Below are 22,607 nucleotides of genomic sequence, written 5' to 3'. Positions count from 1 at the left end.
ACCACCCTTGTTCTGCTTGATGTCTAACCGCGATCCCTTATCGGGTTCCGGGACCCTGTGTGGCGGGTAGTTTGACTGGGGCGGTCGCCTCCTAAAGCGTAACGGAGGCGCGCGAAGGTTGGCTCAGAGCGGTCGGAAATCGCTCGTTGAGTGCAATGGCATAAGCCAGCCTGACTGCGAGACTGACAAGTCGAGCAGAGTCGAAAGACGGCCATAGTGATCCGGTGGTCCCAAGTGGGAGGGCCATCGCTCAACGGATGAAAGGTACGCCGGGGATAACAGGCTGATACTGCCCAAGAGTCCATATCGACGGCAGTGTTTGGCACCTCGATGTCGGCTCATCTCATCCTGGGGCTGGAGCAGGTCCCAAGGGTACGGCTGTTCGCCGTTTAAAGAGGTACGTGAGCTGGGTTTAGAACGTCGTGAGACAGTTCGGTCCCTATCTGCCGTGGGTGTAGGATACTTGAGAGGAGTTGCCCCTAGTACGAGAGGACCGGGGTGAACGGACCACTGGTGGACCTGTTGTCGTGCCAACGGCAGTGCAGGGTAGCTATGTCCGGACAGGATAACCGCTGAAGGCATCTAAGCGGGAAGCCCCCCTCAAAACAAGGTATCCCTGAGGGCCGTGGTAGACCACCACGTCGATAGGATGGAGATGTAAGTGCGGTAACGCATTCAGTTGACCATTACTAATTGCCCGATAGGCTTGATTTGATCCAGTAGTAGCCAGGCTAACACCAACTACTCCTGATAAATCAGAAGCATACACACCATTGTGTATCAGAGACTTGGACAACATGGGTTCTTTCTTGGTCTGGTGGTCATAGCACAAGCGAAACACCCGATCCCATCCCGAACTCGGCCGTTAAGCGCTGTCGCGCCAATGGTACTGCGTCTTAAGACGTGGGAGAGTAGGTCACCGCCAGACCTAGTAAGAACCCAAAACGATTTCTCTCTTTCGATGCGCCCCTCGGGGCACAAACAAGCCCTAATCGTTACCGGATCAAGGGCTGACACGGCCAAGAACACACCTGTTCGACGCCAACCGGGCTCAAATAGCGCTCTGCGCGGTAGCCCAACAAAAGTGTCGCGGGATGGAGCAGCCCGGTAGCTCGTCAGGCTCATAACCTGAAGGTCGTAGGTTCAAATCCTACTCCCGCAACCAACACCAAAAAACACACCAAACCAAACCGACCCACAGGCCAATCAGCCCAGGCGGTCCTCCCCGTGACCAATCCACGCGAAGAGTGCAGAAGACGCAAAGCGACTTCAAGCGATGAGCACGACGCACGAAAACGTCACTACTTGTTTGCCCGTCGCCTACCCGTACTCGTACCCTGCCGCAATTGGACGGTGCGCTAAGCCTTGTCTTTTTCGACACCGTTGCCGGTCCTCTATCGCCGCTCTTTAGACGGTGTCATGCCTGGCATTATTCTGTCTGACATCTTTTCCATGCTCCAGTCGTGCTGACGTCAGACCGGCTTTAGGTGGTATGGATCATGAGGGGGTGTAAACGCCGAGAGGAAGGGGCTGAGGAACAGACCGCCTTGACGCCCAGCATCGATCGGGCACGCCTTTGGCACTGATCGCCTGGTTTGGTGCGAAAAAAACGGCATCCCTTTTGAAGATGCCGTTCCCGGTTTGTAAGCATGTCAGATCAGGCGAAGATATTGATCCCTGGCATCAGTTTGAAATGTGGCAGATGGACGAACCTGCGGATCCAGCGCTGGATCGCCGGATAGTAGAACAGGTCGATGCCGCCATCTCCGGCGAGGGCCGTATAGGGGAAGCAGGCGATATCTGCCACGGTCGCATTCGGCCCCGCTATCCAGTCAAAGCCCTGCAGTTCCTGGTTTGCCAGATGGTCATCCAGGATCCGGAACAGCCGATGGGCACCCGCCCGTGCCTGCTCCACGTCCAGATCGTAACCAAGCACGTCATGCAGCCGCGCCGCGGAGGCGGTGGAGGTGATGCTGTCCGCGAAAGCCAGCCATTGCGCGACCCGGCCCAGCTGTGCTGGGTCATTAACGGGCCACCACGTGTTATCGGGGTCGTAGCGCGATGCCAGATAGACGAGAATTGCCTGTGCATCACGGATATGGGCCCCGTCATCTTCCAACACAGGGATTTGCCCCAAAGGGTTTATCCGAAGGAAGGCATCGGACTTGTGTTCAAGCCCCGGGAAGAAGTCCACGGCCTGCTTTTCGTGAGCAATTTCCAGGAAATCCAGAAGCAACCTGATCTTGTAGCAGTTGCCGGACAGGACATAGTCATAAAGCTTCATTTCATGCCGCCTTGTCGAAGAGGGCGATCCCCCACTGGAGTTCATTGGCCTTCAGCCAACGGCGATAGGCGATGGAAGATGCGTCTGCCCGTGTCGGAAGTTCCCATCGGGGATCGAGCGGCAGTTTCCGGGGAACCTGATTTTCAAGGATCATCCGGTCCTGCAGAAAGATGTTCTGCTGAAAGTGAAGAAGACCGGTGTCGGTGTTGTCTTCATCGAAGACCAGGATGAACGAATGAACGATGCATTCGTCTTCTTCCACGGGCTGGATGAACAGGCCGACCAGATCCCAGACATTTTCCCGGATAGGGCATGTCTTGTAGAGGATGGTCGAATAGGGATGCGGAACGCGATACTTGTATTCCGTCATCTGTCCGCCCGTGGCCGCCGCCGAGGCGAGGGGCTGGAAGAACTTGCATTTGGTCGCCCAGATCTCGTCTTTGTCTGCATCCATGCTGACGTCGTAGTTTTCGACGGTAGAATGGTCTTCCACACCAAGGATGTCCGTGTGAACGAAGGGGAAATGCGCCATGTCGAGGAAGTTCTCGACGCACCGCAGACCGGAGCATCGGACGCCCACGCCGCCAGCGGTCACAAGGCGGCGGTCCGGTTCGTCGAATTCGGGCATGTCATACAGCGGGCGGGGATTGTCGCTGAGCGTGGTCCAGAGATGGCCATAGCGGATCTGCGACTGAAGGCTGCGACCTTCGGCATCCGCGACCGACAGAACGCCAGCCGAGTTGTTCACCGTCAAGTCCTGCGAGAGCAGCCGGACAGGTTTGGCGTTCGCACCTTCGAAATCGCCAATGCGGCCGATGGCGTACCATTGCGAATGGGTGAATGAATCGGGTTTCATAGTATGTTTCTCCTCGCTTGTCGAAGTGAGACGATCAACTTGCTAGGCTATGAGGCCTGTTAAGCGGCGCTGGACGCCTTGAAGACCTGCCGCAGATGGGTGGACAGCTTGCTGACGGCGATTGCGACAGCTTCCGTAGCCTTGGCCGGAACCGCAGTGTGGATCATTGCGCCGTGCTCCTTCATGTCGAGGAAGGCCACGAGGATGTCTTCCTCGATGTTCGGGACGCGGAGGATCGCGGCGTGATCGGTGATCTTGGACTGCAGCTCGGCTCCGATGCCCTCGGTCAGAGCTGCAATGTTCGCCGGAGCCACATCGACATGGATCGAACGGTTGGGGGCCCAGGCACCGTCAATCGCAGGGACCTCGGTGGCTTCTTCGGGGTTTGCGACCCAGATCATACCACCGGAATCCGCTGCGCGGTAAACCTTGGTGCGGATCGTCTTGGGCGGCGTCAGATCCGGATGTGCCGGAATTCCTGCGCAGCCCCCGGTGCCGTCGTAGGACCAGCCATGGTATAGGCATGTCAGCGTGTTCCCGCGAACGATGCCATAGGACAACCGCATACCGCGGTGCGGGCATCTGTTTTCCCATGCCCTGATCTTGCCATCTTCACCGCGCCATAGGGCGATGTCCTTGTCACCGATCATGATACGTCCCGCCGTCTTGGGAAGAACGTGGTTCTGAAGTCCGGCAGGGAACCATCCGGCTTCGAGTTCTGTAGATTGCATTTCACTCCCCATTTCTGTGTTGTAAGCCCTGAGACCTGGTTGGCTGGGCCCTGATCGGGCCCGGCTTTTTCAGTCCCGTCCGCGGTGCCGGGCTTGGGTTCTGCACCGCGTCAGACGATTTCGACTGTGATCGTGTCGACTGTCACGTCGTCAGGCCCGAGCCAGCAGGCGATCTCGAACATGTCGATGACCCGTTCATCTCCGGTCAGCATGATGGAAATGGATCTGGGCGACGCGCTTGTGATTGTGCTCGTCAGGGAGAGGCGCCTTGCAAAGTGACTGATCATGGCCAGGCATGATTCAGTGCTGAGTGCGCCCTCAAGAGATACGCGTCGCGTTACCATGTTACAGGTCCAGAACCAGTTTCTTGCCCTTGCATCGAGACACGCAAGGCATGATCAGCGTGCCGGAGTCCTTCTCGGCGGGATTGAGGTAGAGGTCGCGGTGATCCGGCTCTCCCTCCAGGACCGTCGTCAGGCAGGTGCCGCAAACGCCCTGTTCGCAGGATGTCATCGGCTCAAGACCGGCTGCTTCCATCGCTTCGATGATGGTCTGGCCTTCGGCAATCGTCAGGGTGACGCCCGATTGTTGAAGCACGAGCTCAAAGCTCTCCCCGTCGAGGTCGAGCGAGTCCGCCTCGACGCTGAAACGTTCCAGATGGACACGATCGCTGCTCCAGCCGCAGGTCTTCGCCAAGTTCTCGATCAGGTCCATGAAGGGCCCGGGGCCGCAGAAATACAAGCGTGCATCCTTGGGCGGGTTGGACAGGATCCGAGTCAGAACAGCGTCAAGTTCCGGGGGAACAAGCCCAAGATGGATCGGAACCTCGTCCAGCGCTGCCAGCTCGTTCTTGAAGGGCAGATGCTCGTCGCTTCGGGCAAACAGGTGAAGCACGCATTTGCGGTTCATGGCCTGAAGGTGCCGCGCCATCGACAGTACCGGTGTGATACCGATCCCGCCGGCGATCAGGATCACCGGGCCGTCGTCGGACCGAAGTTCAAAGTTGTTGCGGGGCAAGCTCACTTCGATCTCGTCACCCTCTTTGAGAGTGTGCATCGCGGCGGATCCGCCCCGGCCGTTCTCCTCGCGCTTTACGCCGATCTGATAGGCGTCGCGGTCATCGGGCCCGTTCCAGAGCGAGTACTGGCGAATGAGGTCTTTGCCGGCGTGGACGTCGATATGGTCTCCGGGCGTGAAACTGACAGAAGATCCATCGCAGGGGACGAGTTCGAATGACCGGATTTCCGGCGTCTGTTCTACAATTCGCCTGACTTTTACCCGTTGAGTATTCATGGCGTTTCCTTCGGCATTTCAAGAGGCATCATGCCGGGCATCGGCTTGAACTTCTCGAGTCTCATAAAGCGCTCCATCCACCGTGCGACGGAAGGATAGGGAGCAAGGTCAATCCCGCCTTCTTCGGCGAGCGCGATGTAGGGAAGGCAGGCGACATCAGCGATGGTCGGATGCGGCAACGGCACCAACCAGTCGTGGCCGTCTTTTTCGGTGAACCAGAGATGTTCGTCGACGATCCGCAGCAGCTTGGTGCCTCTCGCCCGGGCCTTGGCAACGTCCAGGCTATAGAACATCGCATCATGAAGCCGCGCAGCCGAGATGGATCCGGTCAACTCGTCCGCGAAGGCGAGCCATTGGTAGATCTCGCCTTGCCGGTCGCGCGGGAACCACGTGCCGGACGTATCATATGCGGTCGCCAGATAGACCAGGATGGCCTGCGCATCGCGAATGGTTTGACCGTTGTCCTCGATGACCGGAAGTTGCCCCAAGGGATTGATCTTGAGGAAACGTGGCGATTTATGCTCGTACCCGGGATAGAAATCGACAAGGGTCGACTGGTAGTCCAGGTCCAGCTGATCCATCAGGAAGCGGACTTTGAAGCAGTTCCCCGAAAGTGGGTAGTCATGGAGCTGTATCATGACTCCTCCAATCTTAGCCTAATCGCGGACAATTCGGCGCGTCTTTGTTCTGGATTCCCTGTTGGATAGACCATCGTTTCCTGTGTTCCCCAGGGGGTAAGATGATCGACTGCGGTATCGACTTGCTGCCGGACTTGGTCGATCGGTGCCGCGATGTGGACCGGATAGCAGGGCTCTCCGGCGCTTTCCGCAGGCGTACAAGCGTCATCGCTCGCCCAGACAAAGCCGTCTGCCAACGCTGTGGAATAGACGGTTGCGCGAATGTCTTCGGACGGGCGACCCTGCAACGCGGGAACCAGTGTGACCAGTCCGGTTTCGTCGAAACGCCATCCGTGGTACACGCCTTCGAGATAGTCCCCCATGTTCCGTCCGGCGCTAAGTCTGACAGAGCGATGCGGGCAGCAATCCAGCCAGACGTGGATCGCGCCACTGGAGCCTCTCCAGATGACCAGGGGGGTGTCCCCCATCATCGACCTGACGATCGAATTCGGCCGGACGTCTTTTTCGAGTGCAACAACGTAGGAGGTCATGTCATCGCTCCGTAGTTGACATTTCGGGCCCGCAACCATTCCCGGTAGCGCAACGAAGACCTGTCCACCTCGATGGAGGTTTCGACGTCATTGAGGGGCAGTTTCTTGTGGGCATGCCGTTCAAGGACGTATTTGTCCTGCGCAGAGATGCTCTGTTGGTCGGCCTTCAACTGGCGCTCGTCCATCCAGTCTTCCCTGATCCAGGCAAGCATCTTGTGGGCGATGAAGCTTTCTTCATCCAAGGGCTGCGCAAAAATGCCGAGATAGTCGTATCGACCCGGTGTTTCAGGGCGATGGATGAACAGAACCACCGAATATGGATCGGAAATCCGATAGGTGTATTCCGCAACCGAATTCGTCAGAGGCAGCCAGGCTTTCTGCGACTTCAGCCACAAGGCACCCTGGTCGTCGACGCTTGCTTCCCCCGGGACCAGGTCCAGATGCTCCTCATCGCCCAGGACATGGGGGTGCAGGAACGGGAAGTGGGCGTTGTCGATCACGTTGTCCACGATCCGAAGGCCCGAACACTTGATGGGCGTGGACCAGATATTCATGACGAGGCGATCGACCTCGTAATATTCGAGCAATTGTTGGGGCGGGCCGTCGGGGTCGCCAAGACTTGTCCAGATATACCCCAGTCGTTCGGTAATCGGCAAAGGGCGCGAGCCGACCGACGCTGAAATCCACGTCTGGTGGATTTCCAGGTCGATCTCATGGCCCAGAAGCCGGGTTTTGGTCGCGTTCCTCCGCCGGATGTCCGTTGGTGACCCGAGTGGGTACCAACGGTTCCAGACCTCCGCGTCATCGTGAGCGTCCATTCTTTCACTTGCTCTCGGTGACGTCGGTATAAAGGGCCGCCTTGAAGGCCTCTTCGCCTTTTGCCGCTGCTGCGGACAGTTCCCTCAGCCATTTCCGGTACTGGTTCGAGATCTTGTCCGTCGGCAGCGAGACTTCGTCCAGATAGATCGGGCCGGGCTGCGTCTCAATGACCGGTTGGTCCTCAGCCAGAACGATTTTCTGGAAGTCGAGCGGCTGACTGTCGGGCAGGTTTTCGTCGGTATGTGCGATGATCATGAAGTTCCGGCACGAGGTCGCCGAGATCGGGCTCGAGGTCGTCCAGAGAAGGAAGGGCTGGTCGTTCTTGTACAGCCTGATCGACAGGTTGACGCTGAACGGCATGGTGTTGCGGTAATTCCAGCTTCCAAGGGGACTATCGTCCGGCAGGGTGTCGAGCATGTCGCGTCCCGGCTCCATGAAGAAGCGAAGTTCGCCGCCGACACGGTCAACAGGCACGATTGCCGGTTCGGAATACGCCGGGTCATAGAGGGTGCCCGGATGCACATAGGCGAAGTGCGAGAAATCGGTAAAGTTTTCCCAGCGGCGTTCGGCCGAGCTGTCCCAGTTGTAGGGTTCGGCGACGATCTGGCGCTTGTATTCCGGGTTTTCCCAGGCTTCGCAGTAAGGAATGTTGGTGCAATCCCAGGAACTGTCGAGGCGGACCCAGATGATCCCGTATCGCTCTTCGCAGTCAAAGGCAGGGGTGAATGCCTTTTTCGGAATCGCGTCGTTCGGACAGGCCGGCATATGTTCGCAGCGGCCGCTGGCACCATATTCCCAGCCGTGATAGGGGCATTGGATACGGTTGTTGTCCAGCACCTTGCCGACGGACAGCTTCGCAAAGCGATGTGCGCATCGATCGTGCATGGCCACATATTTTCCGTCCAGTCGTGCGATAACCAGAGGTTCGTCAAGAAGCGTCCGGCCGATCGGGCCGTTGCCCGCCGGATCGGCGGCCTCAAGTTCGTTGACAGTTGCGACAGGATGCCAGAAATGACGCAGATAGCTTTGGTCTGCGGTGAGTGGGGACAGGGCGTTCATTATACCTCCCGGTTGGCTACCGTTAATAGTTGCTTTCAAGAAGCCTAGCGGAGGAGCTTTCGTTTCAAAAAGTGCATTAAATTGTACTTTGTGTTTCGGATTATGAACGAGACGTCAGGCCGCTCCGGAGAGCCGCCGTTTGACGGCGATTCTCGGTCGGCCCGTCAGTTTCTACCCTGGTCGAAGGCGGGAGATTGCGGCTTGCAGGTCGATGGGCCGCTGAGCCCGACCGCCGGACGCCGGTCCGGAATGTCGGTACGGCCATCGTGATTTGTCACGCTCTTGGCGATTGTCCGGTGAGACGTTTCCGAGCCTAGATCAAGCGGGATCGTGATGCCCTCGGCGGGCATCCCGCAGGCAGTAACAAGACCATGGGGCGCAAGGTCTCCGGTCATCCTGAGCTCCTGCCGGACGTCTCATGCCATTTTCCAACCCCGTAAATGTCAGGCAGGCAAAGCGGCAGTTGCCGAAGTCTCTTTCGCATTCTTTTTGATAATTCCGGGCGATTTCATCGCCTAGAAGGCGGTTAAAACGGAGGTTTGGATTTGCAACGCTATCCCCGAGACATGGTCGGTCACGGCCCGAATATGCTCGATGCCCAATGGCCAAATGGTGCCAAGATCGCTGTTCAGATCGTGGTCAACTACGAAGAGGGCGGCGAGAACAACATCCTGCACGGCGATTCGGCGTCCGAGGCATTCCTGTCCGAGATCACCGGCGCTCGGCCCTGGCCCGGCCAGCGGCACTGGAACATGGAAACGATCTATGAATACGGCAGCCGGGCAGGATTCTGGCGCCTGAAGGATCTTCTGACAGACGTTGTCGGCAAGGGTGGCGTAACTGTCTACGGTGTCGCGACCGCGCTGGCGCGCGCGCCGGAGCAGGTCAAGGCAATGCAAGAGGCCGGCTGGGAGATCGCCAGCCATGGTCTCAAGTGGGTCGAGCACAGGGACATGTCCTCCGAGGAAGAACGCGCCCAGATCCGAGAGGCGATCCGGCTGCACACCGAGGTGACAGGCAGCGCGCCGCGTGGCTGGTATACCGGGCAGTGTTCGATGAACACCATCAACCTGGCCGCGTCCGAGGCGAATTTTGCCTATATCGCCGACAGTTACGCAGACGATCTGCCCTATTGGGTCGAAGCGGGCGATAAGGATCAGCTGATCGTGCCCTATACCATGGATTGCAACGACATGCGTTTCGCGATCCAGGCTGGCTTTACCGATGGTGCGCAGTTCGAAGGATACCTGAAGGACAGCTTTGACATGCTTTATGCCGAGGGTCAGAGGGGCCAGCCGAAGATGCTGTCCATCGGCCTTCACTGTCGTCTGGTCGGTCGCCCGGGGCGGGTCATTGCGCTCAGGCGCGTGCTGGAGCACATGGCCGGGCACGAGGGCGTCTGGTTCGCCACCCGCGAAGAAATCGCGGACCATTGGGCGAAGACCCATCCGCCCAGGACCGGCCCCCGCCCGTCACAGATGGACCGTCAAAACTTCGTCGAGGCCTTCGGCGGCGTATTCGAGCATTCTTCGTGGATCGCCGAGGGGGCGCATGCGCTTGAACTGGGCGCTCATCACGACAGTGCTGCCGGTGTCCATAATGCGCTGGCACGGGTGTTCCGGTCGGCCACGGATGAACAGCGCCTGGGCGTTCTGAAGGCTCAGCCCGATTTTGCGGGCAAGCTTGCCACCGCGGGACGGCTGACCGCTGAGTCCAAAGATGCGCAGGCGGAGGCGGAGCTTGATATGCTGACTGACCGGGAACGCGAGGTCTTCCGAAGACTCAACGCCGAGTACATGTCGCGCCATGGTTTTCCTTTCATCATTGCGGTGAAGGACCATAGCAAGGCTTCGATCCGGGATGGGTTCCACCGCCGGATCCTAAACGATCGTCCGACGGAATTCGCCGAGGCCTGCCGTCAAGTTGAACGCATCGCCGAACTGCGTCTGATTGAGATGCTGGGCGCTTGAAGATCCGGATCAAGCCACTGACCGCCGAGGGTTTCGCGCCCTTCGGTGAGGTGCTCGATACTGAAAGGGCACGTGGCGCGATGATCTAACAGCGGCTTTGACGACGCTACCATGATCGCGCCACGCTGGATTTTCCCGAAGAAGGACGCGCCGGCATCAGTCTTTTCGAGGCCGCGCCGCGCGTTTCGGTACCGACAGGAGATGATGGAGCGCCATCCGCCCGGCAGCCCGGCTTTCCCGCTACCGCCGATGGATGGCTTTCTGATAGTTGCCCCGCCAGATGAGGAGCGCAAGCCGGTTCGTCTGCAGGCCTTCGTCTCGCAACTTAAGTACGGCATCAATGTCCACCCAAACAGATGGCACGGTGTTCGGGGCCCGCTTTCCGGTTCGGGTCTCTTTCCGTTGGTCGATTGAAACAGTGACGGGGACAATCTGAAGGAACACTGGTTCCGGGAACCCTACCGGATCGAATGAACTTGGGCAGCGACCCAAAAGACCGCTCCCCCACGGAGCCCAGATCTGAATGTCATCCGATCCCGTATCTTCCGGGGGGCGTTTCTCACCCCGAAGGCTGGGCCTGCCGGTCGCACCATTAGCCCATGCAGAGCAAAGCTGCGGGGTTGGCGAAGGGATCGTCCGTTTCCACGTCCGTCGCTGAATGTATTGTCGGACAGGGGCGTCAGTTGTCGACGGCGGGCTGTGTCCTGCCCTGGCCCAAAAAGGTTCGGGACGCCGAACCAGGCGGCATCCCGTCCAGTGTTCAGAAATCAACCTCGATGGCGATGCCCTTTTCAACGGCAAGATCGACCACAGCGGCAGCAACGGCAAGGTCCTGAAGTCCGACGCCGGTACCGTCAAAAAGCGTGATTTCCTCATCCGACTGACGGCCGGGGTGCGTGCCGTCGATCACCGCGCCAAGCTGCGAGATGTCTGCCTCGCGGATGAGCCCAAGCGCCACGGCATGTTGTGCCTCGCCGATCGACACCGATTGTGCGACCTCATCGGTGAACACGGTGGCCTTGCTCAGCAGTTCGGGCGAAACCTCTTGCTTGCCTTTGGTGTCGGTGCCCATGCAGGCAATATGGGTGCCGGGTGCGACGTGGTCGGCCGTCAGGATCGCGTCGAAAGATGAGGTGATCGAAATGATCACATCCGCAGCGCGCAGTCCGTCCAGTTCGACCGCCTCGAAGGGCAGGCCGGCCTCGGCCGCGACCTTTTCGATATTGGGCAGCATCTCGGGGTGCATGTTCCAGCCGATTACCTTCTCGAATGCGCGCTGTTCGAGTGCCGCACGCAGCTGGAAGGTCGCCTGATGGCCTGCGCCGACCATGCCGATCACTTTACATTCTTCACGAGCAAGGTGCCGGATCGACACCGAGGAGGCCGCGGCAGTCCGCAGGGCCGTCAGAAGGTTGCCGCCGACCATGGCCCTGGCCTTGCCCGTGTCCGGATCGAACAGGAATACGGTGGATTGGTGATTGATCATCCCCCGCTTTTCAAGGTTGTTCGGCCAGTAGCCGCCGGCCTTGAGGCCGAGAGCAAGGCCGGTTCTGTCGAAGCCGCCTTTGAATCCGTAAAGGGCATCTTCGTGACCGATCGCTTCGCGCACGACGGGAAAATTGTAGGCATTGCCGTTGGCCATTGCAGCGAACACCTGTTCCACCGCCGTGAAGGCGGCCTCGCGGGTCATCAGGCCGGCAACCTCGCGTTCAGGAACAATAAGCATGGGCTCTCCTTTCAAAGAAATGTCGCCCGCGCGCCGGGACAGTGAGCGCGCGGGCGAAGTGTGCCCGGTCTTGTCGGACCGGGCAGGGGAGGATCTGGAAGAGGATCAGTAAGCTCTGCCGCGGGCCGAGACCGGCCAGAGCTGTTCGACTTTGCCATCGCGAACTCCGACGTACCAATCGTGGACGTTGGCAGTGGGGTCGCAATGACCCGGCACGAGCTTCAACTTTTCGCCGACTTTCAGGACGCCACTCGGATCGGCGATCACGCCATGTTCATCGGAACACTTGACGTATTCGACATCGGTTCGTCCGAAGACCACCGGCAGTCCGCTGTCGACCGATTGTGCCTTGAGGCCAGCATCGCAGATCGCCTTGTCGGTCTTGGCATGGCTCATCACCTGGGTGAGAATGAAGAAGGCATTCTCCCATTCGCCATTGTCGATGCGGTTGCCGTCCTTGTCGAGGATACGACCGTAATCGGCATCCATGAACGCATATGAGCCGCACTGAAGCTCGTTGTAGACGCCCGAATTACTCTCGAAATAGTAGCTTCCGGTGCCGCCGCCCGACACCAGCTCGGGCTTCAGCCCGACAGCTTCGAGCGCCGCTACGGCCTCTTTCACCTGGGCGATGGCCACGTTCAGTTTGTCGCGCCGTGCTTCGTAACTGTCGAGATGCTGCATCGCACCCTGGTAGGCCTGAATACCGGTGAATTTGAGCCCCTTGGCGGCATCGATCGCCTGGGCGATTTCGACTGCCGCGTCTGCCGTGGTCACGCCGCAGCGCCCGGCACCGCAGTCGATCTCGACGAAGCACTCCAGCGTGGTGCCATGCTTTTGCGCCGCATCTGAGAGTTCCGCGACGTTTTCGATGTCGTCGACGCAGACAATGATCTTTGCACCGTGTTTCGGCAGTTGTGCCAGACGGTCGATCTTTCGGGGATCGCGTACCTGGTTCGACACCAGGACATCGATGATGCCGCCCCGCACAAAAACCTCGGCCTCCGAAACTTTTTGACAGCAGACACCGATCGCACCACCAAGCTTGATCTGCAGCTTGGCCACATCAACCGATTTGTGCATCTTGCCATGGACGCGGTGGCGCATGTTGTGAGCACGGGCATAATCGCCCATCTTGCGAATATTGCGTTCGAGTGCGTCAAGGTCGAGCACCAGACAGGGGGTCTGGATCTCTGCGGCATCCATCCCGGGCAAGGCCGGCACGTCAAAGCCGACTTCGAGTTGGTCGAAGTTCACGGGTGCATTCATGACTCAGGTTCCTTTGGTCCAGGGCAGGCGGTCGAGATCGACATTGCCGCCAGTGATGATGATACCGACACGCTTGCCGGCGAAGCGATCGCGGTTCTTGAGGACGGTGGCGAGCGGAACGGCACTTGAGGGTTCCATCACGATTTTCAAACGCTTCCAGATCAGCTTCATCGTGTCGACGATTTCGTCCTCCGAGGCGGTAAGGATGTCGCTGACGTGGTTCGACACGAAATGCCAGGTTAGATCCTTGAGCGGCACCTTCAGCCCATCCGCCACGGTCTCGGGGGCATCATCGGCAATGATGTGTCCGGCCTTGAAGCTGCGGTAGGCGTCGTCAGCCTGTTCGGGTTCGGCCGCAATGATCTGTACCTCGGGCGCAAGTGTGGAAAGCGTCAGGCAGGTGCCCGAGATCATGCCGCCCCCGCCGATCGGTGCCAGGACCATATCAAGCCCGTCCGCCTGTTCCATGAACTCGCGCGCGCAGGTGCCCTGGCCGGCGATCACGCGCGGATCGTTATAGGGGTGTACGAAGTCACCACCCGTCTCTGCCTGCACATCGGCGAACACCGCTTCGCGAGACGAGGTCGACGGTTCGCACTCGGTTATGATGCCGCCATAGCCCCGCACGGCGTCTTTCTTCGCCTGCGGAGCGGTGCGAGGCATAACCACGTTGCAGGGGATGCCACGCCGCCCGGCAGCGTAGCTAAGCGACAGGGCATGGTTCCCGGAACTGTGGGTGCAGACGCCGCGGGCTGCCTCGGCATCCGAAAGGCCGAAGACGGCGTTGGACGCCCCACGAACCTTGAAAGCCCCGGCCTTCTGGAAGTTCTCGCACTTGAAGAAGATCTGCGCTCCGGTGAGGTCATTCAGGAAAGAAGATGTCAGGACCGGGGTGCGGTGTATGTATGGCGCGATGCGGGCGTGGGCCGCCAGCATGTCGTCATAGGTTGGGATGTTCAGGGCACCGTCCGTCATTCCGCGGCGACCTTCCGGGAAAGGGCGGGCGTGGCGCGGTAGAATTCCTGTGCTGCCGCAACGCCCGAGCCGAGCGTGATGTCGAGCCCGAGGTCCGCCATGCACATCTCGGCCGTTGCAAGGCCAGAAAGCATCATCACGTCGGTCAGGCTGCCAAGGTGGCCAATGCGGAACACCTTTCCGGCGACTTCGCCAAGCCCGGTGCCGAAGGCGACCCCATAGGTCTGCGCGGCGTGGCTGACGATATCCGTCGCGTTGAACCCCTTAGGTGTGCGGATCGCGCTGACCGTGTCGGAATAGATATCAGGCGAAGCGGCACAGAGGTTCAGCCCCCATGCGCGGACCGCGCAGCGCACGCCTTCCGCAATGCGGTGGTGACGGGCAAAGACGTTTTCGAGGCCTTCGTCCAGCAGCATCCGGCAGGCCTCGTTCAGCCCGTTCATCAGGCCGACGGCGGGGGTATAGGGATAGGCGTTGTTGGCGTAGCCCTTCGCCATGTCATGCACGTCGAAGAAAGTACGCGGCAACATGGCGATTTTGGTCGCCTCCATGGCCTTTTCGCTGAAGCCGACGATGGCGAGGCCGGGGGGCAGCATGAAGCCCTTCTGAGAGCCGGTGACAGCGCAATCGACACCCCACTCATCGAAGCGGAAATCCATCGAACCGATCGAGCTTACGCCATCGACGAAGAGCAGAGCCGGGTGGCCCGCCGCGTCGAGCGCGTGGCGTACTGCGGCGATGTCCGAGCGCACGCCGGTGGCGGTTTCGTTGTGGGTGGCGAGTACTGCCTTGATGCGGTGATGTTTGTCGGCCGCCAGGATCTCGGCGTAGCGGTCCGCAGGCAGGCCCTCGCCCCAGGGGGTTTCGACGATCTCGACTCGCAGTCTTTGGCGCTGGCACATGTCGATCCAGCGGTGGCTAAACATGCCATTGCGGGCCGCCAGCACGGTATCACCCGACGACAGAGTATTGCTGAGCGCAGTTTCCCATCCGCCTGTGCCGGTGGAAGGAAAGATGAAGATTTCGGCCGACTCGCTCTGCAATACCTTGCGCACGCCCTCGCGCGCCGGGTGAAGGATCTGCCCGAACAATGGTGAGCGATGGTCGATCGTCGGCATGTCGCAGGCTTTGCGAAGGCTTTCGGGGATATTGGTCGGGCCCGGAATGAATACGGGATTCTGGAAGCTCATTGCCACCTCCTGTGGTCGCTGGATTTCAGAGTAACCGGACAGGGGCTGCGGCAAAATTTTTTTGAAATCATTTTTCATAAACGCGATGTGTCGGAAAGTCGATCGTTGTCAGACGGTTAACTTTTTCATAATGTGAAATTGTTTTTACGATAAAAGGAGAGGGATTTGATGGATTCTCCGAAAAGTACGGAAAGCACTCCTCGCCGAAACCGGGGACGGCCGCGCGGCTGGGATGACAACAGCGCGCAGTACACGATCAAGTCTCTCGATAGGGCGATGGAGGTGCTGGAATATCTGAGCCGCCGATCCGGCCTCACCTTGTCGGACCTTGCCGGGGATTTGCAGCAATCACCGGCCACGGTCTATCGCATCCTTGTCACCCTCGAGGGGCGGCGGATGGTCGAGTTCGACCCGGCAGAACAGCTGTGGCACATCGGTCCGCAGGCCTTTGTCATAGGTGCGCGTTTCCTGCGTCGGACCAGTCTGGTCGAGCGGGCACGGCCTATCCTGCGTCGGCTCATGGAAGAGACGGGGGAAACGGCCAACTTGGGCATCGTGCGCGAGGATGCGGTGCTTTTCGTCAGCCAGGTCGAGACCCATGAGAGCATCCGCGCGTTCTTTCCTCCGGGCACGCTGTCGCCGTTGCATGCTTCGGGCATCGGCAAGGCGCTGCTGGCCGAGATCCCGAATGAGCGGCTTGAGAAGCTGTTGTCGAGGCGGATGGAACGGTTCACGCCGCATACCCTGGCATCGCCGGACGCGTTGAGGTCTGACCTCGAGGTGATACGGACGCGCGGATACGCCGTTGATGCGGAGGAAAAAAACCTTGGAATGCGGTGCATTGCAGCCGCGGTCTTCGATGCCTCGGGCGAGGCGGCGGCGGGCGTCTCTGTGTCGGGGCCGCTCATTCGGATGAGCGAGGAGAGCACCGATGAAACAAGCCGCGCAGTGATGCACGCAGCCCGCGAGCTTACGGCGGCGATCGGAGGTGTCATCCCGCCGGCGCGCTGACCTGGCTGGGCCTGAACATGGTCAGAACCTCAGCCCGGCTGCACGTCCATGACGTATTGTAAGAAAAACTCGGCAAATTTGCCGAGAGGGCGCGACGACACCCAGAGCCCTTTGCCCTGTCAAAACGGCAGCAAGTTGGCCACGATAGCGCGCATCTTTCTCCTGGGGATGACTGCCTGGGCGTCGGAAAATAAGGCGCGCTCAGTGAGAAACTGGCTTCGCGGCGGCATAGGCGAAGCACGTCGGACATGTCCGCAGAAGAGCATCACTGAAGGGACGAAGTTTCGAGTTCTTGCGAGAAGCCGGTTGCAGGTCGGTCTCGGTCGGAAGGGAACGTTGTGGATCTGAAAGGCACCCTATTGAATGTGCCATGCGCTTCGATCCTGCCCTCAAGTGCTGCGGGCTCTAGCTCGCCGGGACCTGTTCGGCCGCCTGGATCGCGGGCCGCGTGGCACTTTCCACAGGGGTGACGGCGGCCAGAACTTCGGCAGCGACGAAGGCCGCGATGACCTCCGGCCGCTTGTCCTGGCTGCCTTGAGCTCCAATCGGGCAGATCAGGGCCTGGGTGTCGAGACTGTCGCATTGTTGTTTGGCAAAACGCTGAAATCTCGCGCGTTTGGTCGCAGAGCCAATCAGCCCCACGTAGCGGGCGTCGGTCCTTTGCAGCGCGGCTGCGGTGCAGATGAAGTCGAGCGCATGGTCATGGGTCAACACGACGAAGGCACTGCCTGGAGGGGCCGACGAAATCTCGATCTCCGGCAGCGGCGTGAGCCGCGTTTCAACCAGGGCCGTGCAAAGCGCCAGCTCCGAGGCGCGACCATCGATCACCACGCAGCGCATCGGCAGGTGTTGCAACAGGTCCGCCAATGCCCTGCCGACATGGCCCGCGCCGTGGATCTGAACCATCGGCCGGGACGCCGTGGCCTCTGCCGCTCTGTCCAGAGCGGCCCGTTTGTCCTGGGTGCTCATGCGGCTTAGCGCGATTTCGACCCGACCGCCGCAGCATTGCCAGATCTCAGGGCCGAGAGGAATATCCAGCGTTTCGGCCAGATCGCCGCGCGCCAGCAAGGCCCGCGCAGCGCCAATGGCCCCATGTTCAAGCCGACCGCCGCCGATTGTGCCATGGCGCGCGTCTTCACTGACGAACATCTCGCAGCCTGCCTCGCGTGGGGCGGACCCGCGGACCCGCCGGACCAGGATCCGGGCCACGGGGCTGGATCCGCTAAGCAGGCTTTCAAGTGCGATCATGCCGTCCGCCCGATCATACGTTCGACGGCCAGCAGGACACGTTCCGGCGTGGCGGGGGCGTCGAGGCGCGGGCATTCGCGGTAGTCTGCCACGCTGGCGACGGCCATGGACAGGGCTTCGAACACCGAAATGCCAAGCATGAAGGGGGGTTCGCCCACAGCCTTGCTGCGCTTGATCGTACGCTTGGTGTTCTCGGACCATTCGGCGAGGTTCACGTTGAATACCCGCGGGCGGTCCGATGCGAGGGGGATCTTGTACGTCGAGGGGGCATGGGTGCGAAGCGCGCCCTTCTGGTCCCACCACAGCTCTTCCGTGGTAAGCCAGCCCATGCCCTGTACAAAGGCACCTTCGACCTGACCGCGGTCAAGTACCGGGTTCAGCGATCGCCCCACGTCATGCAGAATATCGGTGCGGTCCACCCGGTATTCACCGGTCAGTGTGTCGATGGTGACTTCAGAGCAGGAGGCACCGTACGCATAATAATAGAACGGACGTCCCTTGCCGGCGGCACGGTCCCAGTGAATGTCCGGCGTCTTGTAGAAACCTGCGGCGGACAGATGGACACGGGCCATATAGGCGGCCTTGATCACCTGTTCCCACGTCAGCAGTTGCGTGCCCGCCTGAACATGGCCTGGCAGGAAACGAACCTCGTCCGGGTCGACGTCCCAGTGTCCGGCGGCAAAGTCCACCAGGCGCGCCTTGATCTGTTCGGCGGCGTCAAGTGCGGCCATGCCATTGAGGTCGGACCCCGAGGACGCGGCCGTGGCCGAGGTGTTGGGGACCTTTTCGGTGGTGGTGCGGGTGATCTTGATACGTTCGAAATTGATCTGGAACGCGTCTGCCACAACCTGGGCTACCTTGGTGTTGAGCCCTTGGCCCATCTCCGTTCCGCCGTGGTTCAGATGTACCGAGCCGTCGGAGTAGATATGGATCAGCGCCCCGGCCTGGTTGAAGTGCGTGGCAGTGAAGGAAATGCCGAACTTCACCGGCGTCAGGGCGATGCCTTTGCGGAGCACGCCGCCCTGTTCGTTGAACGCGATGATGTCGCGGCGCCGCTGCTGGTAGGCGCAGCCGTCTTCCAGTTCCGAGACGACGCGGTCGATGATGTTGTCGGTGACCTCCTGGTGGTACGGGGTCAGGGTCCGGCCGCTGTCCACATCGCCGTAGAAGTTGACCTTGCGCACCTCCAGCGGGTCCTTACCGAGGGCATAGGCGATCTCTTCGATCATCCGCTCTGCGGCGACGACGCCCTGGGGCCCGCCGAAGCCGCGGAACGCGGTGTTCGAAACGGTGTTGGTCTTCATGGGGCGGCTTTTCAGCCGGACATGAGGGTAGAAATAGGCGTTGTCACCGTGAAACAGCGCGCGGTCCGTTACCGGGCCCGACAGATCCGATGACCAGCCGCAGCGTGCCGCGAAGGTGCTGTCGACTGCCTGGATACGACCGTCCTCGTCATAGGCCACGTCATAGTCGATGACGAAGTCATGGCGTTTGCCGGTCGAGGTCATGTCCTGGTCGCGGTCGGGTCGGATCTTGACCGGGCGGTTCAGACGCTTGGCAGCCAAAGCCGCAACCACGGCAAAGAGGTTCATCTGGCTTTCCTTGCCGCCGAAGCCGCCGCCCATGCGCCGCACGTTGACGACCACGGCGTTCGACGCCACACCCAGCACATGTGCTACCATGTGCTGGGCCTCGCTTGGGTGCTGGGTCGAGCAGTGCACGATCACGTCCTCGTCCTCGCCGGGCATGGCAAAAGTGATCTGCCCTTCCAGATACATGTGATCCTGCCCGCCGATGGCGATCCGGCCCTGAAGCCGGTGCGGCGCCGAGGCCATCGCGGTCTCGACCTCTCCGCGTTCCAGTTTCAGCGGGTCGGTAATGTGCGGATAGCCCGCTGCCTGCGCCTCGATCGGGTCCAGCGCATGGGGCAGCACGTCGGCATCCACCTTGGCGAGCGCAGCGGCACGGCGGGCGGCGTCCCGGGTTTCGGCGATCACGGCAAAGAGGGGCTGTCCGTGAAACTCGATCTTGGAGGTCGGGAAAACCGGCTCATCGCCGCGTCCGGTCGGGCTGATGTCGTTGTGGCCGGGGATGTCAGCCGCGGTGAGGACGTCGATGACGCCGGGCGCGGTACGCACATCGGACAGGTCGATGCCTTTCAACGTGGCATGGGCAACAGAAGAGACGCCGAGATAGGCATGCAGCGTGCCGACCGGTTCGGCGATGTCATCGGTGTATTCGGCGATGCCGCGGACGTGCTTGATTGCGCTGTCATGTTGACGATCTTCGTTGACGGCGCCGCGGATGTTGGACTGGTGCTTCACGTCTCTGCTCCTTCAGGCGCTCAGGCGGACGGGCGCGCCATCCTGTTCGAGGAAAAATCGCCGCAAAAGATTCTGCGCAACGCACATCCGGTACTCGGCGCTGGCACGCCAGTCGCTGAGCGGTGCGAAATCTTCGGCGACGGCGCGCGCGGCGGTAGCGAAGCTGGCCTCGTTCCAGGGCTGGTCCAACAATGCGGCCTCGGCTGCCTTGGCGCGTTTGGGTGTGGCGGCCATGCCGCCGAACGCGATGCGGGCGCTGCGGATGATCCCGCCCTCCACCGTGACACTGATCCCTGCGGCGACCGCCGAGATGTCTTCGTCGCGGCGTTTGGAAATCTTGTAGCCGGCACAGCGGGTTGCGTCAGAGGGAAGCGGAATGCGGATGCTCTGGACGAATTCGCCGGGGCGGCGGTCCTGTTTTCCGTAGTCGATAAAGAAGGACTCGAGAGGCAGGGTCCGGACGGCAGCGCCTTGGCGCAGAGTGACCTCGGCCCCGAGCGCGATCAGCACCGGGGGCGTGTCACCGATCGGCGACCCGTTGGCGATATTGCCGCCGATGGTGCCCATGTTGCGCACCTGCCAGCCGGCGATGCGGTCCCAGTATTCGGCCAGGTGCGGCAGGTGCTGCGCGATCAGAGGCTGCAGCTCGGAATAGCTGACGCCCGCACCCAGGGTGATGTCGTCAGTGCCGACCTTGATCGCCTTCAGTTCGGGCAGGTGCGTGATGAAGATCGCGGGCGAGATCGGGCGCAAGAACTTGGTCACCCAGAGCCCGACGTCGGTTGCGCCAGCGATCACCGTTGCCTGCGGATGCTCGGCATAGGCTGCGGCGAAATCATTGATATCTGCCGGAAGGATGGCCCGGTTTTCCTCGGGTCCGGTCTCGACCCGGCGCGTGTCCTTCATGGCAAGAAGCTCGGTGGTGATGCGCTCCCGCTCCTGCGTCAGATGATCTGCCTCGGGGGTGCCGTATTGGCTGACCGCCACGGCAGCGCGGATGATCGGGGCATATCCGGTGCACCGGCAGAGATTGCCCTGCAAGGCGGTTTCCACCTGCGTCTCGGTCGGCACGGGCGTCTGCATCCACAGCGCATAGAGCGACATCACGATACCCGGCGTGCAAAAACCGCATTGCGCACCGTGGTGTTCAACCATGGCCCGCTGCACCGGATGCAGCGCGCCATCCGGGCCGGACAGATGTTCGATCGTCACCACGTGACATCCATCAAGAGAGGCAACAAACCGGATGCAGGCGTTCACCGCCTCATAGCGCAGGACGCCCGCGTGCAGACGACCGACGAGCACCGTGCAGGCACCGCAGTCGCCTTCGGCGCAGCCCTCTTTGGTCCCGGTGAGCCGGCGGTCAAGCCGCAGAAAGTCTAGCAGGGTCTGCGTGGCGGGAACCGTGGGCAGGTTCACCGTCCGTCCGTTGAGCAGAAAGCGGATCTCGCTCCGGTGCGTCATGCATCCCTCCGTGGCTGAACATGTGGCTGGGCAATCAGACAGGACGCTAGCGGAGGGCAATCTCAATGAATATGCGTTCTTTCGCCAAGGACTTTATACGGAATGTTGATAATAATCTCTGGTGACTGGTGGTACCTTGCGGCGATCCCGAAAGCCCTGGAAGACCGATGTCGCTAGAGGAGAGGCTTAGTGCAATATATTGAAAGCCTTCGGGTCTTTGTCCGAGTGGTAGAGTTGGGCAGCATTACCTCGGGCGGGCGCGATCTGCGTTTGACCCCCGCCGTGGCCAGCAAACGGATCAAAGAGCTGGAAAGCCGTCTCGGGGTCCGTCTCTTCAACCGGACCACGCGTTCGATCACCCTGACCGAGGTCGGAGGGGTGTTCTATGAGCAGGCCAAGACCGTACTCGCGTCGCTCGAAGAAGCCGAGGCGGTTGTGGCCAATTTTTCCGAGACGCCGCGCGGTGTTCTGCGGGTCACCGCGCCGCTCGGGATCGGGCGACGGATCATTGCGCCATTGGTCCCCGAATTTACCGAACGATACCCCGAGGTGCAGGTTCAGATGCGCCTGTCAGACCGGCTGGTGGACATGATGGGAGAGAGGCTGGACGTGGCGTTCTTCCTGGGCGTTCCGCGGGATTCGAACCTGAAGCTGCGCCATATCTGCGATTGCCCGGGTGTCCTTTGCGCCGCGCCGGCCTATCTCGACCGGCACGGCACACCGACCTCACCCGAAGATCTGCTTGGCGGGAAGCACAATTGCCTGTTGCTGCGCTATCCGCGCTCGCCCGAGTATTTCTGGCAATTGCGCACCGCGACCGGATTGCGGCGGCTTGAGGTTGCGGGGCGTTTCGATGCCGACGACGGCGAAGTGCTGACAAGGTGGGCCTTGGACGGTCATGGCATCGCCAACCGTCCGCGGTTAGAGGTCCAGCAGCATCTTCGCAGCGGTGCTCTTGTCGAGATCCTGAAGCAGACGCCTCCGCTGCCCGCGACCCTCGGCTGTCTTTTCCCGCATCGGAAATTGCAGGATCCGAAGATCAGGTTGTTTGTCGAGTATATGGCAGAGGCGGTGAAAGCGGCAGTGTTGGACATGCAGGCGGGGACGCCTCCGGCGACGGTCTGATCCCGAAGTACCGGGTCTGGTGTCGGAAGGCATGGGGCGGGAATTCGAAAGCCCCTGATCCCGGACGGGGCGTTTAGTTTCAGAACAAACCTCCG

Annotated in this window: 19 protein-coding genes, 1 tRNA gene and 2 rRNA genes; 7 read left to right on the top strand and 15 right to left on the bottom strand. The window is 60.6% G+C overall.

Annotation, left to right across the window (positions count from 1 at the left end; all coding sequences use genetic code 11):
• From BMX99_RS18305 to BMX99_RS18295, 3 genes are all read left to right on the top strand, one after another.
• Positions 1-714 (top strand): 23S ribosomal RNA (locus BMX99_RS18305); the annotation flags it as partial.
• 99 nt (positions 715-813) lie between these two features.
• Positions 814-928 (top strand): 5S ribosomal RNA (gene rrf / locus BMX99_RS18300).
• A gap of 160 nt (positions 929-1,088) precedes the next feature.
• A tRNA-Met gene (locus BMX99_RS18295) sits at positions 1,089-1,165 on the top strand.
• A gap of 492 nt (positions 1,166-1,657) precedes the next feature.
• On the opposite strand, the gene BMX99_RS18290 is transcribed toward BMX99_RS18295, so the two are convergent.
• From BMX99_RS18290 to BMX99_RS18250, 8 genes are all read right to left on the bottom strand, one after another.
• Positions 1,658-2,284 carry a glutathione S-transferase family protein gene (locus tag BMX99_RS18290; protein WP_093455027.1) on the bottom strand — a complete coding sequence of 209 codons (627 nt, stop codon included), beginning with the start codon at positions 2,282-2,284 and terminating at the stop codon, positions 1,658-1,660.
• A 1-nt stretch (position 2,285) separates the two neighbouring features.
• On the bottom strand, positions 2,286-3,140 hold the full coding sequence (locus tag BMX99_RS18285) for an aromatic ring-hydroxylating oxygenase subunit alpha (protein WP_093455026.1): 855 nt from the start codon (positions 3,138-3,140) through the stop codon (positions 2,286-2,288).
• Between the two features lie 59 nt (positions 3,141-3,199).
• Positions 3,200-3,871 carry a Rieske (2Fe-2S) protein gene (locus BMX99_RS18280; RefSeq protein ID WP_170848863.1) on the bottom strand — a complete coding sequence of 224 codons (672 nt, stop codon included), beginning with the start codon at positions 3,869-3,871 and terminating at the stop codon, positions 3,200-3,202.
• A 345-nt stretch (positions 3,872-4,216) separates the two neighbouring features.
• On the bottom strand, positions 4,217-5,164 hold the full coding sequence (locus BMX99_RS18270) for a PDR/VanB family oxidoreductase (RefSeq protein WP_093455023.1): 948 nt from the start codon (positions 5,162-5,164) through the stop codon (positions 4,217-4,219).
• On the bottom strand, positions 5,161-5,802 hold the full coding sequence (locus BMX99_RS18265; RefSeq protein WP_093455022.1) for a glutathione S-transferase family protein: 642 nt from the start codon (positions 5,800-5,802) through the stop codon (positions 5,161-5,163). The genes BMX99_RS18270 and BMX99_RS18265 overlap by 4 nt, the downstream gene beginning before the upstream one ends.
• The gene (locus BMX99_RS18260; RefSeq protein WP_170848862.1) at positions 5,799-6,332 is read right to left on the bottom strand and encodes a Rieske 2Fe-2S domain-containing protein; all 534 of its coding nucleotides are present in this window, start codon (positions 6,330-6,332) and stop codon (positions 5,799-5,801) included. Before BMX99_RS18260 ends, BMX99_RS18265 begins: the two co-directional genes overlap by 4 nt.
• Positions 6,329-7,150, bottom strand: coding sequence for a hypothetical protein (locus BMX99_RS18255; protein ID WP_093455021.1), 822 nt, complete (start codon positions 7,148-7,150; stop codon positions 6,329-6,331). The genes BMX99_RS18260 and BMX99_RS18255 overlap by 4 nt, the downstream gene beginning before the upstream one ends.
• Before the next feature lie 4 nt (positions 7,151-7,154).
• Positions 7,155-8,210: an aromatic ring-hydroxylating oxygenase subunit alpha gene (locus BMX99_RS18250; RefSeq protein WP_170848861.1), complete on the bottom strand. Its 1,056-nt coding sequence runs from the start codon at positions 8,208-8,210 to the stop codon at positions 7,155-7,157.
• A 545-nt stretch (positions 8,211-8,755) separates the two neighbouring features.
• On the opposite strand from BMX99_RS18250, the gene puuE reads away from it, so the two are divergent.
• The gene (puuE, locus tag BMX99_RS18245) at positions 8,756-10,180 is read left to right on the top strand and encodes an allantoinase PuuE (protein WP_244525686.1); all 1,425 of its coding nucleotides are present in this window, start codon (positions 8,756-8,758) and stop codon (positions 10,178-10,180) included.
• 111 nt (positions 10,181-10,291) lie between these two features.
• On the top strand, positions 10,292-10,594 hold the full coding sequence (locus BMX99_RS18240) for an ureidoglycolate lyase (protein ID WP_244525685.1): 303 nt from the start codon (positions 10,292-10,294) through the stop codon (positions 10,592-10,594).
• A 346-nt stretch (positions 10,595-10,940) separates the two neighbouring features.
• Here the strand turns inward: BMX99_RS18240 and bhcD are convergent, their stop codons facing one another.
• The 4 genes from bhcD to bhcA form a co-directional block, all read right to left on the bottom strand.
• Complete coding sequence (bhcD, locus tag BMX99_RS18235; RefSeq protein ID WP_093455019.1) at positions 10,941-11,906, bottom strand: iminosuccinate reductase BhcD; 966 nt, start codon at positions 11,904-11,906, stop codon at positions 10,941-10,943.
• Between the two features lie 105 nt (positions 11,907-12,011).
• The gene (gene bhcC, locus BMX99_RS18230; protein WP_093455018.1) at positions 12,012-13,175 is read right to left on the bottom strand and encodes a 3-hydroxy-D-aspartate aldolase BhcC; all 1,164 of its coding nucleotides are present in this window, start codon (positions 13,173-13,175) and stop codon (positions 12,012-12,014) included.
• A 3-nt stretch (positions 13,176-13,178) separates the two neighbouring features.
• A complete protein-coding gene (bhcB, locus tag BMX99_RS18225; RefSeq protein ID WP_093455017.1) occupies positions 13,179-14,150 on the bottom strand; it encodes a beta-hydroxyaspartate dehydratase BhcB in 972 nt (323 codons plus the stop codon).
• Complete coding sequence (gene bhcA / locus BMX99_RS18220) at positions 14,147-15,340, bottom strand: L-aspartate--glyoxylate aminotransferase BhcA (protein ID WP_093455016.1); 1,194 nt, start codon at positions 15,338-15,340, stop codon at positions 14,147-14,149. The genes bhcB and bhcA overlap by 4 nt, the downstream gene beginning before the upstream one ends.
• A 168-nt stretch (positions 15,341-15,508) precedes the next feature.
• Here bhcA and bhcR point away from each other — a divergent pair, with 168 nt between their 5' ends.
• Entirely contained in the window at positions 15,509-16,351 is an 843-nt protein-coding gene (gene bhcR / locus BMX99_RS18215) for an HTH-type transcriptional regulator BhcR (protein ID WP_093455015.1), read from the top strand.
• A gap of 405 nt (positions 16,352-16,756) precedes the next feature.
• Here bhcR and xdhC read toward each other — a convergent pair whose 3' ends face one another.
• Genes xdhC through xdhA form a run of 3 tightly spaced genes read right to left on the bottom strand, consistent with a single transcriptional unit; the run spans position 16,757 to position 21,387 of the window.
• The gene (xdhC, locus tag BMX99_RS18210; RefSeq protein ID WP_093455014.1) at positions 16,757-17,599 is read right to left on the bottom strand and encodes a xanthine dehydrogenase accessory protein XdhC; all 843 of its coding nucleotides are present in this window, start codon (positions 17,597-17,599) and stop codon (positions 16,757-16,759) included.
• Positions 17,596-19,923 (bottom strand): xanthine dehydrogenase molybdopterin binding subunit, encoded by a 2,328-nt coding sequence (gene xdhB / locus BMX99_RS18205; protein ID WP_093455013.1) that lies wholly within the window; start codon positions 19,921-19,923, stop codon positions 17,596-17,598. Before xdhB ends, xdhC begins: the two co-directional genes overlap by 4 nt.
• Before the next feature lie 12 nt (positions 19,924-19,935).
• Complete coding sequence (gene xdhA, locus BMX99_RS18200) at positions 19,936-21,387, bottom strand: xanthine dehydrogenase small subunit (protein ID WP_093455012.1); 1,452 nt, start codon at positions 21,385-21,387, stop codon at positions 19,936-19,938.
• A gap of 189 nt (positions 21,388-21,576) precedes the next feature.
• On the opposite strand from xdhA, the gene BMX99_RS18195 reads away from it, so the two are divergent.
• The gene (locus BMX99_RS18195) at positions 21,577-22,512 is read left to right on the top strand and encodes a LysR family transcriptional regulator (protein ID WP_093455011.1); all 936 of its coding nucleotides are present in this window, start codon (positions 21,577-21,579) and stop codon (positions 22,510-22,512) included.
• The last annotated feature ends 95 nt before the right edge of the window (positions 22,513-22,607 follow it).

Source organism: Pseudooceanicola nitratireducens (assembly GCF_900109195.1).
In the GTDB taxonomy this organism is placed as follows: Bacteria; Pseudomonadota; Alphaproteobacteria; order Rhodobacterales; family Rhodobacteraceae; genus Pseudooceanicola; species Pseudooceanicola nitratireducens.
This window is presented reverse-complemented; position numbering and strand designations above follow the sequence as displayed.